Origin of the sequence: Synechococcus sp. H55.11 (genome assembly GCF_047462475.1) — a bacterium.
Taxonomy (GTDB): domain Bacteria; phylum Cyanobacteriota; class Cyanobacteriia; order Thermostichales; family Thermostichaceae; genus Thermostichus.
Genome location: NZ_JANSJI010000292.1, coordinates 1 through 13,947, shown reverse-complemented (window position 1 = coordinate 13,947; position 13,947 = coordinate 1). Strand labels below are relative to the sequence as shown.

The following is a 13,947-nucleotide window of genomic DNA, read 5'->3' as shown; positions in this document are numbered from 1 at the left end:
GTCGGAGTCGGGTAGTTTACAGCTACCTGTGCAGTCTGGAGAGCTCTATGGAAGTCCAAACTTGGCTGAATTGGCTGTTCGGAGGATTGGCCCTGCTGATCTGGGTGGGAGGCATGCTGATGATGTTCACCACGGTGTTCACCACCAAAGGCACCCAAGATCCTCAGTCGGCGTCCAAAAAGGGAGGCGTTTAGCCCAAGCGGGATCCCTGGTAGCTGGCCCCATGCCTTCAGAAGACTGCCAGGCGCGATCGGCTGTCGGTGAGGGAGCTAGTCCAGCTCCCGTTGGCGTAGCCGCTGCAGAGCCGAGCGAGGTTTCTCCTTCTCCGGAAATTGTGTCTCCGTTGCGGTGGGCAGGGTGGCTGTTTCGGTTTTCTGGGGTTCGGGCAAGAGCTGGGCCGCTTCCGACTCAACGGCTGGAGGGCGAGCCGGGGGCTGGCCGGGCAAGGGAACAGACTCCAGGGGGGCCAGTAGAGATTGAAGATGGCGGTGGGTTTCGGGATTGTTGCTGGCGGCCTGGGCCAGGAGGGTGAGCTGCTCTTTGGCTGCGACCAGGTTCCCCAGTTTGAGATCCACCAAAGCCAGTTGATAGCGGGCTTTAAAACTACTGGGATCCACCTCCACCGAGCGTTGAAAAGCGGCGCGCGCTTCCGCCAGCTTGCCCTGACGGGCATAGATCAAGCCGAGGTTAAACGGCACGTCTGGATCCCGTTCGCTGGGGAGCACCAAGGTTTTTTCTTCCAGTTCAATCGCGCTCCGGTAGGCGTTGACGGCCAAGGTATGAAAGCCCATCTGCAGATAGCGGGCTCCGTCTTCCTTCAGTTGGGCGACCGTCGGCTCCCCTGTCAGCAGGGTCATGGGCGGTTGCGCATGGGCAGGCATTGCCATCGCCCAACTCAGCAGGCATCCCACCGCTCTTAGGCTCAGGGGGATAGCCGGATGACCGGGCTGCTGTTTATTCACCACCATGATCTGTTTCCTCCAACCACGTCAACACCACTTCGTTCCACCCCTCTGGGCCAGGGAGCTGAGCCAACTGCCATTGGGGCAGGGCCTCATTCCAGAGGCTATCCGCAATTGGGCTGGGAAGCACCACTTTTCGTTCTGCCCATCGCAAAAAGGCCACATCGGGCGGGGAACAGCCAATGCCCAAAGACTGAACAGGGCCCAAATGCCGTTGGTAGCAATCCAGCAGCCGCCGTACCGCCTCTTCCCCCGGCGAGAAATGGGGCTCTGTAACCGGCTGCACCCATCCGGTCAGATACCATTGCGGTAGGCTGGAGAAATGAAGCTGACGTACCCGCAGCAGATGTTGGGTGAGGTTAGCTTCTTGCTGGGCAAAGGCTTCTCGCAGGGTTTCGGGATCCCCGGAATAGCTGAAAATCTCGCTGTACTCCCGCTGCTGCGCTCGCTCTGCCTCTTCCAAAGGGATCCCGGCGGCAGCCGCCAGCTCAGAGGCAGTCCAATCTCCAAACCCGATCAAATCCAAGCGGGAATCTTGACGCACCTGCTGCAGGATGCTGCGCAAGCGGGCATAGGGCAGTCCCAGAGCATACACATAGTAGGGAGGACGGTGTTGCCAGCGTTCGTCCAAAATGCCCGCCGGGAAATAATGCTCGGGAACGTAAACGGCGGATCCGTCCTCACAAATGAACGGATGCTCCAAGTGCAACTGCCGCCGCACATGTTCCAGTTGAGCGCGGGTGCGCAGGCTGTAGAGCACCAAGGGAATGGAGCGGCGCTCCAGAGCAGCCAAGGCTTGTCGGGCAGCACCATAACTGTTGGATTCCAGATCCAGCAAGCTGCCATCCAAACTGGTCAGGACAAGTCGCATAGGCGCAGGAGGGGAAAAGGCGCCGGCACCCTCAGAAGTCCAAGCAGGCCAATCGACCGGGATGCCCAAAGCGCCAACATTACCCATGATCCAACAGGTTGAGCAACCCAAACCGCCAAAATGACCCTCTAGGGTAGGTTCAAGGGCGGCGGGAAGCCCCGCACTGTAAGCGTGGCTAGTGTCCTGTGCCGAAGGCGCGATCCCCTGCATCCCCCAGCCCAGGCAGGATAAACCCTCGGTCGTTCAACCGCTCGTCGATCATGGCGCAGAAAATTTGCACCATGGGGTAGTGGGATCCCAGCCGCTGTAACCCTGGAGGCGCTGCCAAGACGCTGACAATCCTGACCAAGCTGAGATCGGACCCCCGTTTTTTCAGCTCATCCAAAACCCAGAGCAGCGTGCCCCCGGTGGCCAACATCGGCTCGGGAATGAGGATGCGCATCTGGGCGGGGATCCGCTCGGGAAGGCGATTGAGGTAGCAACTGGCTTGCAGCGTTTCCTCGTCCCGTACCATGCCGACGTGAAAAATCCGTGCCTGCGGCAAAAGGGCCTGACAACCTTCCAGCATCGCCAAGCCGGCCCGCAACACCGGCACAATGCCCAGCAGGGTATCCGGCGCGATGACCTCTGCGACAACGGGTTCCAAGGGCGTTTGCACCTGCACAGTCTGGGTGGGGATCCACTCCCGCATCGCCTCATAGGTCAGCCAACGGCCCAGCTCCGACATGGCCGTGCGAAACAGGGGCATGGGCGTCTCCACATCCCGAGCCACAGTTAGCCAGTGCTTGATGAGCGGGTGAGGAGGTACGTAAACACGAAGCTGCTGACTTGCCACCAGAGGACGCCTCAATCTGGGCGGTAGCATAGCGGGTTACCTCGGCAGAAAGCAAGCACTCCAATGGATGGAACCGCATGCCACTGGATCTCGTCTGCAAATGCCGGTAGCCGGAGATACTGATCTGCCCAAGCGTTTTGGGTTTGCTAGGGTGTCGCTGTTTACATGCGTCTTTGGCCACCTTGTATCCTGTAAAAAGCAGGTTAGGGAGAATGGCTCATGGTTTCGTCTCGGCCCTCTGAATCGACCACCAAGGCTCTGAGCCGCCGTCAACTTCTCAAGGTAGGGGCCGCAGCCCTTGGGGGCGGCCTGTTGGCGGCGGGGGGTGCCCAAGCTCGGCGCAAGCCCTCTCCCACCCTGATCGTGGCTCAGGGATCCGGCCTGGAGCGCGTTTCCTACGCCACCAACTGGTATGCCCAGGCGGAACACGGCGGCTTTTATCAGGCGGTGGCGACCGGCATCTACCGCGAGCATGGCCTGGATGTCACCATCAAGATGGGTGGCCCCGGCATCAACATCACCCAGGTTTTGGCCGGTGGAGCTGCCGAATTTGCCATGGGGGGGAGCGTAGGGGTGATCAGTGCCGTGCGAGAAGGGATCCCCCTGGTGTGTGTGGCAGCCATTTTCCAAAAAGACCCGCAGATCCTCATGGCCCACCCCGGCACCCAGCGCTTTGAGGAGCTCAAGGGCCGCCCTATTTTTGTCTCGAAAGGGGGACTTGTCACCTACTGGCCCTACTTGAAGGCGCGTTTTGGCTTCACCGACGATCAGGTTCGCCCCTACAACTTCAACCCCGGCCCCTTTTTGGCGGATCCCAGCTCAGCTCAGCAGGGCTACCTGACTTCCGAGCCTTTTGCTATCCGGCAGGAAGGGGGATTCGAGCCGGTGGTCTTCCTCCTGGCGGATTTGGGCTACAAACCCTACGCCACCACCATCGAAACCCGTCGGCAACTGGTGGAGACCCGGCCCGACTTGGTGGAGCGATTTGTGGATGCCTCGATCAAGGGCTGGTACAGCTTCCTAGAGGATCCCCGTCCGGCGTATCGCTTGATCCAGCAGGACAACCCGGAAATGACCGATGCCCAATTGGCCTACAGCTTCGAGAAGTTGCAGGAGTACGGCATCATCTTGTCCGGCGATGCGCTGGAAAAAGGCATTGGCGCCATGACCGACCAACGCTGGCAAGACTTCTTCGACAGCATGACGGTGGCGGGCGTGTTTGAGCCAACCATCAACTACCGGGCTGCCTATACGCTGGACTTCGTCAATAAAGGCACTGCCTACTACACTGCCTGACCGGCAACACTACCCCGTCACCCAGCCACAGAAGCGGCTGATAGCCGGCCAACTGAGCTCCAACACATCGGTCAGGGCGTGGTCGCTCTCCACTGCCACCAGTTGGGCCCAGGGGCGACGGGCCACGTAGTCTCGGCTGGCTTGGATGGGAATGGTTTCGTCTTGGATCCCATGCACAATCAGGGTGGGCACCGGCCGTCGTAATGCCCCATCTGGGTAGCGTTGGGCATCGGTGACAAAACCGTATTCCAAAGGCAGCGGGCGCCCTTCTCCATAGTGAAACACCGTGAGTTGTCCGGTGCGTTGCCAGGTCTCCACCGCCTCGGCCCCCAGCCGCGGCAGCCAATAGCCCAAAAAGCCGAAAGCCGGCGCCAAGAGCACCAGGCGCTGCACACAAGGGTGCTGTTCGGCAACCCAGGCGGCCACCAAACCCCCCAAACTAGAGCCGATGAGGGTGACAGGAGGGTAGTTCATCTCGGCAAGCTGGTCGCCAACCTGCCGGATCTGGCGGGTCAAGGTGAGCTGGGCAAAATTGCCCTGGTTCAGATCGGGCACCTGAAGGGGGATCCCCACCTGCTGCAGCCGCTGCCGAAAAAAAGTTGCCTTGGCCGACTGGGGCCCAGAGCCAAATCCATGCAGGTAAATGGCCAACACGGAAAAAGATCCCTATGGCCCTGTGGCTGCCGAAAGCCAACCTGCGCCCAACACCACGCTGATGGAGAGGAAAAGGGTAGCCACCGTCCAGGTGATGCGGTTGAGGTTTTGCTCGGCACTTTTGGAGCTGGAGAACAACTGGGCCTGCCCACCAATGCCCGCCAACCCATCGCCCTTGGGGCTGTGCAGCAGCACCAAGATCACCAGCAAGATGGCCGAGGCCGACCAGAGAAACTCAAAAAATGCTTCCATCGCAGAGGATCCCCGTAGGGCAAGTTGCCAAAGCCATTATCGCCTAAAGCCCCATCCTAGCGCACTCTGTCTCGGCACCGCTGCCATTGCCAAATCCAGTCGCCAGGCCCAGACGTCTCTGCTCTCTCCAGGAATGTCGACCATTATTTCACCGCCTGGGCAAGTGCGCGGATCCCGGCTTGCAGACGTTCCTCGATGTCGGCCTCTAGCTGGAGTGTTCCGGCAGCATCAAACTGAATTTGAGAACTTAAGATGTAAACCCCTCTCAAAATATGGGTGGCCCCCATCACCGACAACACAGGTTTCATCGCAAAGTCGATGGCCAGCAGATGGGCCAGGGTTCCCCCGGTGGCGATGGGGAGAATCACTTTACCGGTAAAGGCGTCTTGATCCAGCAAATCCAGCAGCGCCTTCAACACGCCTGGATAAGAGGCTTTGTAAACGGGAGCAGAGATGACGATCCCGGCAGCTTGGGCCACCTTTTGCTGGATCTCCCTGAGTTGAGGGCTATCGAACTTGGCCAGCGCCAGATCCTCTGGCGGCAAGTCCCGCACCGAAACCAACTGAGTGGTCAACCCCAAATCCGACAGGATCGCGGCAGCATGATGCAAAATGGCTTCCGAGCGAGAAGGAGCGCTGGGACTACCGGAGAGCAAGAGGATGCTGGACATAGGTTGCAGACAGAATGCTGCCTCAGTTGTATCAGGGATCCCACGTGAAAGATGATGATAGACTAGGAAGGACAGGGCTTCAGGATGCCGGGCCCAGTCCTGTGCGGGCGTAGTTCAGTGGTAGAACGCTAGCTTCCCAAGCTGGATGTCGTGAGTTCGAGTCTCATCGCCCGCTTCTTGACACCAGACAAGCAAAACCCTCTTCCCCCGATCATTATTCGGTTCCAACCTACCCTGAGCCGATGTCGAGTTGGAGGGGGGCAAGGAGCCAGTAGAAGTTCTTGGGTCGGTGTCCGCTTAGGTAATCAAGCATGCAACTTTACGAGTCCGACTTCTATGCCTGGACGCAACAGCAAGCTGCACTGCTGAGAGCGGGGCAGTGGGAGCAACTGGATATCGCCAACTTGGTGGAGGAAATCGAGGCTTTGGGCAGGCAAGAACGCCGGGAATTGCTGAACCGGCTGGGGATCCTGGTAGGACATCTGCTGAAGTGGCAATTCCAGCCCCACCTGCGAGGCAAAAGTTGGCGGGCAACGATCACCGAACAACGCCGCCAGATCCAGCGGTTGCTCAGGGACAATCCCAGCCTCAAGCCCGATCTTTCGGCAGCCCTGCAAGAGGCTCATCAGGACGGGATCCTGGTGGTGGTGAGAGAAACGCCCCTGTCTGAGACAGATCTGCCGGCCCAGTGTCCCTACACATTAGAGCAGGTGATGGATCCCGACTTTTACCCTGGCAAGGAAGATCCCCCGTGATCTGCTCAGCCCGCCGAACCGGCAGCAGGGCCCCCGTGGGTCTCCACCGGGTTGTCCACCACTCGTCGCAGCACGCCGTTGACGAAAGCGGCGGCCTCCGGATCCCCGTATTTTTTGGCCAATTCTACGGCTTCGTTGATGGCGACCTTAACGGGGCTGCTGGCCAGGATCTCCATTTCCACCACCGCCAGGCGCAGGATATCGCGTTCGATCCGACCCACCCGCTGCAATTGCCAGCCCAGCAAAACCTTTTGCAAACGAGCATCAATCGCCTCTTTGTGAGCATGCAGAGCGGTTAACAGTTGCAAAGCATAGGCGCGCACTTCTGAAGATTGGGCAATGTGCAGTAGCTCTGGCATGGACAAGGCAACTCCCAGCCGGTTGACCGCCTGTTGGGACAACTGCACAACCTCATCCAGGATGTGGCGGACGCTGTGCAGTCGCTGTTCCATGTGTTCCAGGGCTTGGCCGGCGTTGCTGAGGGCCACTTGGGCTTGGTGGGCCAGCTCCAGCAATTCTCCCGGCGCGGTGTCGCGGGCGTTGGTCTCCGTCAGAGCCGTTTCCAGGCGCTGCAGATGTCGTTGGGCCTGCTGAAGGCGGACAGTAAGGGAGCGAGATCCGCCCTCTTCCTTGGCATCAGAAGCAGCCAATAACAGGGGATCACTCTCGTGCAGCAGGCGATCGCTGCGCTGAATTTCCGCCGCCGCCGTGGAGAGAGTTTCATGGGTCTCTTCCTGCAGGGCGCGGATGGCTGCCAGCAGCAAGTCCGCCAGTTGTTTTTCGCTCAGTTTGGCCGCCGTGGCCGGCAGTTGGTTGACCCCTAGCAGGGCCAGTTCGCGGGCAACACGCCGAGGTTGCATTGCAGAATACCCATGGTTTTGAACAACTGCCCCATCGGGCTTAGCCATGCTAGCAGGCTGCCGCGGGGCAAGGAAGAACCAGAGGCCTCGCTGTCAACTCGCTTCGGAAGGGCGGCTTAACACGCGAAACGCCAAAGATGCACTCTGCTCTTTGCCATAGGGGGATTGGCTGGAGACCGAGAGGGTGAGCCGCCGTTTGCTGCGAGTGATGCCCACGTATAGCAGCCGCAACCGCTCTGCCGCCAAGTCTAGAAAGGCCTGTTCGGTAGGAGAGTTGGCCTGCAGCTCCCAATACCTTCTGGGGCTGAGCTGTCGCAACTGGGCCAGGGCCTCTGCTTTCATGTCTACATCTTCCAAAAACTTCAGCCCCACCGGTCGCTCCCCGTGCTGGGCGGGAAACTCGTAGGCCGACACCTGGGGGATGAACACCTGATCCCATTCCAGCCCCTTGGCACGGTGCAGCGTGGCGACGGTGATGCTGCCCGGCTCGGGGTCGAAGGCAAAGATCTCCGAGGGCAGGTTGTTAAGGTGGCGATCCAGAATCACCTGAAATTCTTGGGCAATCTCCTGCCAATCGACCTCAGGCAGGGATCCCAGCACCTGCTCCAACTGGTCGATGACGTAGTGACCTACAAACAGTTCTTCCGGCTTGCGGTAGAGGCTTTGGACAATCACATTCAGCGCCTCTGCCCAGGGAGAACGCCCGGCCCGTAGCCAACTGGCTAGGGTACACAGCAGCCGGCCTAAGCTTTGCCAAGAGGGGCTATCCGGCAAAGTAGGGGCTTCCCCAAACTGGGGAAACAGCAGCCGCTCCGGCAGCGAGGCGCGGATCCAGTTCAACATCGGCCCCAGCTCCAGGCGCGGGATCCCGGCCCAGTCGGCCAGGTGATCCACAGCAGCGGCCAGGCGAGCGGGGACAGTGGGCTGGGCCAACCAGTCGATTATTCCCTTGAGTTGCAGCAACACCCGCCGCTGGCTGGGGTTGCCCCGCAACAGATCGATCATCCGCTCCGCCCCCAGTTCCCGCAGATAGTCGAGGGCCTTGCCCCCCAGCTCATTGGTGGTGACCAGAATGGCCACCGTCTGGTCGGGGAAGGCTTGGGCGGCTGCCAGGGCCCACCGTGTTACCTCCTGCAATTCCTCTTCCGGCGATCCGGCTACCCGGCGAAACTCCACCTGACCCTCGCTGGCCGGGGGATTCTGGCCGCCAGCGGTGGCCGGACGAATGTGCTGGGGAGCCAGGGCGGTGCGCAGGGCCGGGATGGGGTGCTTCTGGTTCACCCAGTCCACCAGGCGGTTGGCCAACTCGAGGATCTGGGGGGCGCTGCGGCTGGACTCTTCTAAGACTACTCGGGGATTGGCCTGACAAAAGGCGCGAAACAGCCGTGGCTCGGCGGTGGTGAAGGTGCCCATGATGCTTTGGTTGGGATCCCCCACCCGCACCAGGTTGCCGGCGCGCTGGCTGAGCAACCGCAGCAGCTCTTCCTGCAGGGGGGAGCTGTCCTGGGCCTCGTCCTCGAACAGGTAGTCGTACCAGCTTTGCACCTGCTGCCGCAGCACAGGGTCGCGCTCGATCAGCTCCACCGCCTGCCAGCCCAGGTCGTCGTAGTCCAGCTTGCCCAGGCGACGCAGCTCCGCCTGGTAGGCGGCATAGAGGGGGGCGGCCCAGCCCAGATAGCCCTCCCTGTCGGCAGGGATCTGCTCCGGCCCCAGACGCAGATTCTTGGCCGTGCTGATCACCGCCTGCACCATCTGCTGGAAGCTACGCCGAAACCGCGTCCGGTTTCGAACCACCTTCTGGTGGGAATCGTCGGGGGGAATCAGCGGCTCCCAGAGGTGGGTGTGGTGGGCGAGCCAGGCGCGGCAGAGACGGCTGAGCAGGCGCTCCTGTTCATATCCCTCCAGGATGGACAGCTCTTCCCAAAGGCCAGGGGCCTCCCGCAACACCCGCAGCGATAGCGAATGCAAGGTAAAAGCTTGGGTAAAGCGCTCCGGATAGCCCGCCTCTTGCAGGCGTTGGTTGATGCGGCTGATCAGATTGCCCCGCGCCGACCGCATGTAGGTGAACACCCCGATGCGCTCCGGCGGGATCCCTCGATTCAGGATGAGGTCGGCAATCAGCAGCTCCAGGATGAACGTCTTGCCGCTCCCCGGGACTGCCGCGATCCCCAGAGGTCCCGAACGATACGCCAATGCCCGTTGCTGTTCTGGACGCAGCGTGACTTGGGGAAAAGGAGAAGCAGCCAAACCCACCATCGGCTCCCTGCCTAGTTGAGAATAAAAGTCTCGATGGCCACCGCCACCCCATCTTCGCTGACAGGGGGAGCCACCCAATCGGCGTGGGGCAGCAGAGCCGGCGAGGCATTCCCCATCGCTACCCCGATCCCCGCATACCGCAGCATCTCGATGTCGTTGTCGCCATCGCCGATGGCCATCACCTGCTCCGCCGACACCCCCAGCAGCTCTTCTGCCAGAAAACGAACGGCATTGCCCTTATTCACCGCCGGATGGGCGGCCTCCAAAAAAATCGGCTCCGAGCGAGTGAGGTAGAGCTGCTCAGGAGAATACTGCCGCCGCAGGGATCCCTGTAATGCCTGCAAAAACTCCGTATCTTCACAAACAGCCAGGATCTTGGTGGGGCTTTGCCCATATTGGGCGGGGGAAAGCATCTGGAGCGGCACCTGGGAGCGTTCGGCATAGGCTTGGCTGAGGGGGCTGAGCTCTCGCACATAGAGCTGGTCATCGATGTAGAGGTGCACCCCCACCGGCTGATCCTGCAGCACCTGCAACAGCTCCTCCGTCAGCCGCCAGTCCAGGCTCCAGTGTTTTAAGGTCTTTTGGCTGTCGGGATCGCGAATGAGCGCCCCCTGATAGCTGCAGAGGGGCATATCGGCCCCAATGGCGTGGTGAAACCGCTCGGCAGAGCGATGCATCCGACCCGTCGCAATCGCCACCCGCACACCTGCGGCTTTGGCTTTTTGAATGGCCCGCTGCACCGGCTCCGAAACCTGGTTGGAAGGCCCGGCAATCGTGCCATCGATGTCCACCACCAACAGCCGAATGTCCCTCCGGGATCCCCCTTCCTTTTTTTGCTCTTGGATTTGAGCCTCTGCTCCGGTTTGCATTGCCCCTCCTCCTGGCAACCTCCCAGACCCTAACACGACTGCGGTCGGCTCCGTCGATAGTCTCAATAGGCCAGATTGAAGTGATCCTGAGTTGGATGCTGAGAGGTCAATCGACGGGGATTAGCAATGGTTCAAATGGCCGGTTAAAGGGTTCGGATCCCTGCCCTCTGCTGTTTAAGGAAAGAGCATACAATTGAGGAAGACTAGCCCCGTGATGGACAGAAATACCGTGAACATGCTGAAACGAATTGGTCGCGTCTGCCGGCCTTTGCTAGCCGTTGCCCTGGCCTTGATCTTGGCTTTGGCCCCCGTGAGCGCCGTCTGGGCCCGCAGTGGTGGTCGTATTGGGGGCGGCTCTTTCCGGTCTCCGACGTTCTCTGCGCCCCGCTCCATTGGCCCTCGCTCGGCTCCGGTGTACCCCAGCTATGGGGGTGGGTTCGGGTTCCCCCTGGTGGTGCCCTTTTTCTGGGGGGGCGGTGGCGGCCTGCTGACACTGCTGCTCTTGATTGGGGCCGGCAGCTTTTTGGTGCGCAGCCTGCGCTCGGCTGTTTCCGAAGATGGAGAGGACGGGGTTGGCGACCCGCTGGTAACCGTGGCCCAGGTGAAAGTGGGCCTGCTGGCCAGCGCCCGGCAACTGCAAAAGGAGATCAACGCTCTGGCTCTGGAATCAGACACCCAGTCGCCGGAGGGGCTGAGCCAACTGTTGCAGAATGTCAGTCTGAGCCTGATGCGCTACAGCGACTACTGGGCCTACGGCCATGCCCAGGTGGAGAAGCTGCCCCTCCCCCGCGCCGAATCCCTGTTCTACCAAGCCTCTTTGCAAGAGCGCAGCAAGTTTAGCGCCGAAACCCTCACCAACCGCAATAACCAAATCCAACAGGTTCCCCAAGCGGCGCTGAAGCGCGCTGCTGCTGGGATCCCGGACGTGGGCGAATACCTGGTGGTAACTCTATTGGTTGCGTATCGTGGCAACTTGGGTACACTACCTGTAGTTAATTCCGTGGCGGAGCTGCGGCAGTGTCTGATGCAGTTGGCTGCCATCCCGGCCGAGCGGATTGTGGCCATCGAGGTGCTGTGGACGCCGCAGTTGGAGGGAGACACCCTGTCGGCGGAGGCGCTGTTGACCGAGTACCCGGAAATGCGGCTCCTGTGAGGGAGCTGGGCTGAGGAGACGGCAACAGTCGGCTGAGTGTCTCAACGCCTCGGGATCCCCACCGTGAGGCCAGAGAGGTTCTATGTCCGGGTTGGATACTTCAGCAGCCAGGGGCCGTCGTTCTCCTTGGGTATGGTCTGGCCAAGCGAGGCAGGCAGATTCTCTGTTTGATGAGCTGTTTGGGGATCTGGAGCACAGCCTTGAGGCAGAGGGAGCGGAGGAGTATCCCTATTTGGGTACGCGCCCCCCGTTGCTTTCCCGCCGTTCTTCGGCTGGCGGCGGACTGCTGCTGGGTTTAGCTTTGGCGGCCACGCTGGTGGCGGGGCTGGCTTTTTGGATGACTCTGCGCCCGCGATCAGGGGTTTTCTCACAGGCCGATCCACCTCGGCAAAGGGATCCCGATCTCGTCGAGGCGCTTGGGCCTGCCTATTCCGCTTCCCTGCCAGCCCAAGAGCCGTCCTCGGCTTCAGAGGAGGAAGGTCGCCTGGATCTGCCTGAAAAGGTTATCTCTCAGGAGCCCAGCGGAGAGGTCGTGGCCAAGCCGGCGGCGAGAACGATCCCTGCAGCGGCAGCCAGCGCTCCTCCTGCCGCTCGAAGGTCTGCTCCGCCGGCGCGGATCCCGCCTCAACCGCCGCCCCAGATGAAGTTGGTGGGGTTGATCCACGATCCGGGTGCCCCTAAAGCCTTGATCTTGGTGGACAACGTGGTGCGGCAGGTGCCGGTCGGCCAGGCGGTGAAAGGAGAGTGGCGAGTCATCTCCATCAGCCCCTACGGGGTGGGCGTGAGCAACGGCGTTCGCAGCGTTACCTTGCAGTTGGGGTTGTCGCAACGGATCTAGATATCTCTCTTTTGTCTGGAGAGGGATCCCCGTGGAAGGTTGGATCGATAAAGAAAAAGGGAGAAGGGGCAGATGAAATTCGCCAAGCTGGGGCGAATGAGCCGCGGCAGAGTGGGATTGGGCTTAGCTTTGGGGTACCTCTGTCTCGGTCTGTTCGCTTGTCGCAGTGCGCCCCCCTCTTCTGGCTCTCCATCTGGGATCCCGCCGGCCTACGCCCATCGCCCGCAACTGCAAGGGAAGGCAGTGGTGGAGCTAGAGGTGCAAACTGCTGAAGGAGTGGGCAAGGTTCTCTTGGAGATCCGCGGAGAGGAGGCGCCCCTTACCGCCGGCCAGTTTGTGGATTTGGTGCAGCGGGGCTTTTACAACGGTCTCACCTTCCATCGGGTGGAGAAAGATCCCCAGCCCTTTGTGGTGCAGGGCGGGGATCCGCGGGGAGATGGCACCGGCGGCGCCCCAGAGCCGGGCAGCAGCCGCTTGCGCACCATCCCTCTGGAGATCCAGGTGCGCGGAGAGCCTCACCCCCGCTACAACACGTTGATCGAGGATCCCATCGCCCTGAGCAAGCTGGCCTTGCCCCATCGCTTGGGGGCGGTGGCCATGGCCCGTTCCAGCCCTCTCGACTCGGCTTCTTCCCAGTTTTATATCGCCCTCTCTGCTCTGCCGATCCTGGATGGGCGCTATGCCGTGTTCGGCTATGTCACCAGTGGCATGGAGTGGGTGGAGCGCCTGCAGGTGGGGGATGTGATCCGCTCGGCGCGGGTGCTGGAAGGAGCGGACTTGCTCAGGTATCCAGCAGGAGCAGATCAGACGGCGGCCCCCGGCGGTTTATGATAGGCAGCAGCTCTGCTGCTGGTTCGGCTGTCGTGGCTTGGGGAGGGGAGAGTTTTGTGCTCGCCCTCTCCACCAACCTGTGGGCGCCTTTTCATGCATGAAGACGCTTTTTCTCCTCTTGAACCCCTAGACGAGCTGCCACCTCACTCGCCGCCGGAGGTGGATGTGGAGCGGATGCTGCAGCAGTTGCAGGATCCGGATCCCCGTTTGCGGATGCAGGCGGCCCGCGCCTTCTGTGAGATCGAAGAACCCCGCGCCATCCCGCGCCTGTTGGCTTTGCTCAGGGATCCCTGCCCGTTGGTGCGGGTGGGAGCGGCCTATGCCCTGGGTCGCAATCCGGATCCCGCTGAGGTGGAAGTGCTGATCCAAGGCCTGCGCCGGGATTGGAATGGCTATGTGCGCAAAGGCCTGGTGTGGGCCCTGGGCAATGCTAAGGATCCCCGCGCCTATCCGGTGTTGCTGGAAGTGTTGGCTGAAGATATCGCGGCAGTGCGGCTTTGGGCGGCCAGCGCCCTCGGACAATTGGCCCAAGCTCAGGTGTTGTCTGGCCCGGCTCTGCAGGAGGTAGCGGCAGCCCTCTGTCGGGGTTTGGCCCACGATCCAGTGGCGGCAGTCCGCGGCAACTGTGCCTGGAGCTTGGGGATCCTCGGGCAACAGGTGAGACTGGCTCTCGAGGATCCCACCGTTTACGCGATGTTGAAAAGGCAATTGCTGACAAGCGCCAGCCGCGATCCCGATTGGGGAGTGCGGGACGATGCGCGGCTTGCCCTCCTAAAATTAGCGGATCCCGACTTGCCGGAGCAACTGGATAACCTTAAGTAAGCTACCTGACACGACTACCCCC

The 13,947-nt window shown here is 61.0% G+C and carries 16 protein-coding genes and 1 tRNA gene; 8 read left to right on the top strand and 9 right to left on the bottom strand.

Translation table 11 applies throughout. The features are described from left to right. Positions 1-194: hypothetical protein (locus NW853_RS11855; RefSeq protein WP_414349107.1), on the top strand; the 194-nt coding region annotated here is incomplete at its 5' end. 75 nt (positions 195-269) lie between these two features. Here the strand turns inward: NW853_RS11855 and NW853_RS11850 are convergent. The 3 genes from NW853_RS11850 to upp all read right to left on the bottom strand — a co-directional run bounded on the left by NW853_RS11850 (position 270) and on the right by upp (position 2,698). Next, positions 270-968 (bottom strand): tetratricopeptide repeat protein, encoded by a 699-nt coding sequence (locus NW853_RS11850; RefSeq protein ID WP_414349106.1) that lies wholly within the window; start codon positions 966-968, stop codon positions 270-272. Further along, positions 955-1,833 carry a hypothetical protein gene (locus NW853_RS11845; protein ID WP_414349105.1) on the bottom strand — a complete coding sequence of 293 codons (879 nt, stop codon included), beginning with the start codon at positions 1,831-1,833 and terminating at the stop codon, positions 955-957. The genes NW853_RS11850 and NW853_RS11845 overlap by 14 nt, the downstream gene beginning before the upstream one ends. 175 nt (positions 1,834-2,008) lie before the next feature. Continuing rightward, a complete protein-coding gene (upp, locus tag NW853_RS11840) occupies positions 2,009-2,698 on the bottom strand; it encodes a uracil phosphoribosyltransferase (protein ID WP_414335167.1) in 690 nt (229 codons plus the stop codon). 189 nt (positions 2,699-2,887) lie between these two features. Between upp and NW853_RS11835 the strand changes: the two genes are divergently transcribed. Next, entirely contained in the window at positions 2,888-3,964 is a 1,077-nt protein-coding gene (locus tag NW853_RS11835) for an ABC transporter substrate-binding protein (RefSeq protein WP_414335166.1), read from the top strand. Positions 3,965-3,973: 9 nt separating this feature from the next. On the opposite strand, the gene NW853_RS11830 is transcribed toward NW853_RS11835, so the two are convergent. The 3 genes from NW853_RS11830 to ssuE form a co-directional block, all read right to left on the bottom strand. Continuing rightward, positions 3,974-4,618 (bottom strand): YqiA/YcfP family alpha/beta fold hydrolase, encoded by a 645-nt coding sequence (locus tag NW853_RS11830; protein ID WP_414349104.1) that lies wholly within the window; start codon positions 4,616-4,618, stop codon positions 3,974-3,976. 12 nt (positions 4,619-4,630) lie between these two features. Next, complete coding sequence (gene secG / locus NW853_RS11825) at positions 4,631-4,870, bottom strand: preprotein translocase subunit SecG (protein ID WP_011433676.1); 240 nt, start codon at positions 4,868-4,870, stop codon at positions 4,631-4,633. A gap of 143 nt (positions 4,871-5,013) precedes the next feature. Then, positions 5,014-5,541 (bottom strand): NADPH-dependent FMN reductase, encoded by a 528-nt coding sequence (gene ssuE, locus NW853_RS11820; protein ID WP_414335163.1) that lies wholly within the window; start codon positions 5,539-5,541, stop codon positions 5,014-5,016. A gap of 103 nt (positions 5,542-5,644) precedes the next feature. Here ssuE and NW853_RS11815 point away from each other — a divergent pair. Both NW853_RS11815 and NW853_RS11810 read left to right on the top strand, forming a co-directional pair. Continuing rightward, positions 5,645-5,716: transfer RNA gene (locus tag NW853_RS11815), tRNA-Gly, on the top strand. Positions 5,717-5,852: 136 nt separating this feature from the next. Beyond that, positions 5,853-6,296 carry a DUF29 domain-containing protein gene (locus tag NW853_RS11810; RefSeq protein ID WP_414335162.1) on the top strand — a complete coding sequence of 148 codons (444 nt, stop codon included), beginning with the start codon at positions 5,853-5,855 and terminating at the stop codon, positions 6,294-6,296. Between the two features lie 5 nt (positions 6,297-6,301). Here the strand turns inward: NW853_RS11810 and nusB are convergent, their stop codons facing one another. The 3 genes from nusB to NW853_RS11795 form a co-directional block, all read right to left on the bottom strand. Beyond that, positions 6,302-7,156: a transcription antitermination factor NusB gene (nusB, locus tag NW853_RS11805; RefSeq protein ID WP_414335161.1), complete on the bottom strand. Its 855-nt coding sequence runs from the start codon at positions 7,154-7,156 to the stop codon at positions 6,302-6,304. A 93-nt stretch (positions 7,157-7,249) separates the two neighbouring features. Next, positions 7,250-9,412 carry an ATP-dependent helicase gene (locus NW853_RS11800; RefSeq protein ID WP_414349103.1) on the bottom strand — a complete coding sequence of 721 codons (2,163 nt, stop codon included), beginning with the start codon at positions 9,410-9,412 and terminating at the stop codon, positions 7,250-7,252. An 11-nt stretch (positions 9,413-9,423) separates the two neighbouring features. Further along, positions 9,424-10,281 carry a Cof-type HAD-IIB family hydrolase gene (locus NW853_RS11795; protein WP_414349102.1) on the bottom strand — a complete coding sequence of 286 codons (858 nt, stop codon included), beginning with the start codon at positions 10,279-10,281 and terminating at the stop codon, positions 9,424-9,426. Between the two features lie 214 nt (positions 10,282-10,495). On the opposite strand from NW853_RS11795, the gene NW853_RS11790 reads away from it, so the two are divergent. The 4 genes from NW853_RS11790 (at position 10,496) to NW853_RS11775 (ending at position 13,925) form a co-directional block, all read left to right on the top strand. After that, positions 10,496-11,434 carry a DUF1517 domain-containing protein gene (locus NW853_RS11790; RefSeq protein WP_414335157.1) on the top strand — a complete coding sequence of 313 codons (939 nt, stop codon included), beginning with the start codon at positions 10,496-10,498 and terminating at the stop codon, positions 11,432-11,434. Between the two features lie 82 nt (positions 11,435-11,516). Next, positions 11,517-12,272 carry a hypothetical protein gene (locus NW853_RS11785; RefSeq protein ID WP_414335156.1) on the top strand — a complete coding sequence of 252 codons (756 nt, stop codon included), beginning with the start codon at positions 11,517-11,519 and terminating at the stop codon, positions 12,270-12,272. Between the two features lie 72 nt (positions 12,273-12,344). Then, positions 12,345-13,103, top strand: a complete 759-nt coding sequence (locus NW853_RS11780; protein ID WP_414335155.1) for a peptidylprolyl isomerase — start codon at positions 12,345-12,347, stop codon at positions 13,101-13,103. Between the two features lie 93 nt (positions 13,104-13,196). Next, on the top strand, positions 13,197-13,925 hold the full coding sequence (locus NW853_RS11775; RefSeq protein ID WP_414349101.1) for a HEAT repeat domain-containing protein: 729 nt from the start codon (positions 13,197-13,199) through the stop codon (positions 13,923-13,925). Positions 13,926-13,947: the final 22 nt, after the last annotated feature.

Coding starts and splice junctions, on each gene's coding strand:
- NW853_RS11850 (WP_414349106.1), bottom strand. CDS start 968: ATGGTGGTGAATAAACAGCAGCCCGGTCATCCGGCTATCCCCCTGAGC.
- NW853_RS11845 (WP_414349105.1), bottom strand. CDS start 1,833: ATGCGACTTGTCCTGACCAGTTTGGATGGCAGCTTGCTGGATCTGGAA.
- upp (WP_414335167.1), bottom strand. CDS start 2,698: ATGCTACCGCCCAGATTGAGGCGTCCTCTGGTGGCAAGTCAGCAGCTT.
- NW853_RS11835 (WP_414335166.1), top strand. CDS start 2,888: ATGGTTTCGTCTCGGCCCTCTGAATCGACCACCAAGGCTCTGAGCCGC.
- secG (WP_011433676.1), bottom strand. CDS start 4,870: ATGGAAGCATTTTTTGAGTTTCTCTGGTCGGCCTCGGCCATCTTGCTG.
- ssuE (WP_414335163.1), bottom strand. CDS start 5,541: ATGTCCAGCATCCTCTTGCTCTCCGGTAGTCCCAGCGCTCCTTCTCGC.
- NW853_RS11810 (WP_414335162.1), top strand. CDS start 5,853: ATGCAACTTTACGAGTCCGACTTCTATGCCTGGACGCAACAGCAAGCT.
- nusB (WP_414335161.1), bottom strand. CDS start 7,156: ATGCAACCTCGGCGTGTTGCCCGCGAACTGGCCCTGCTAGGGGTCAAC.
- NW853_RS11800 (WP_414349103.1), bottom strand. CDS start 9,412: ATGGTGGGTTTGGCTGCTTCTCCTTTTCCCCAAGTCACGCTGCGTCCA.
- NW853_RS11795 (WP_414349102.1), bottom strand. CDS start 10,281: ATGCAAACCGGAGCAGAGGCTCAAATCCAAGAGCAAAAAAAGGAAGGG.
- NW853_RS11790 (WP_414335157.1), top strand. CDS start 10,496: ATGGACAGAAATACCGTGAACATGCTGAAACGAATTGGTCGCGTCTGC.
- NW853_RS11785 (WP_414335156.1), top strand. CDS start 11,517: ATGTCCGGGTTGGATACTTCAGCAGCCAGGGGCCGTCGTTCTCCTTGG.
- NW853_RS11780 (WP_414335155.1), top strand. CDS start 12,345: ATGAAATTCGCCAAGCTGGGGCGAATGAGCCGCGGCAGAGTGGGATTG.
- NW853_RS11775 (WP_414349101.1), top strand. CDS start 13,197: ATGCATGAAGACGCTTTTTCTCCTCTTGAACCCCTAGACGAGCTGCCA.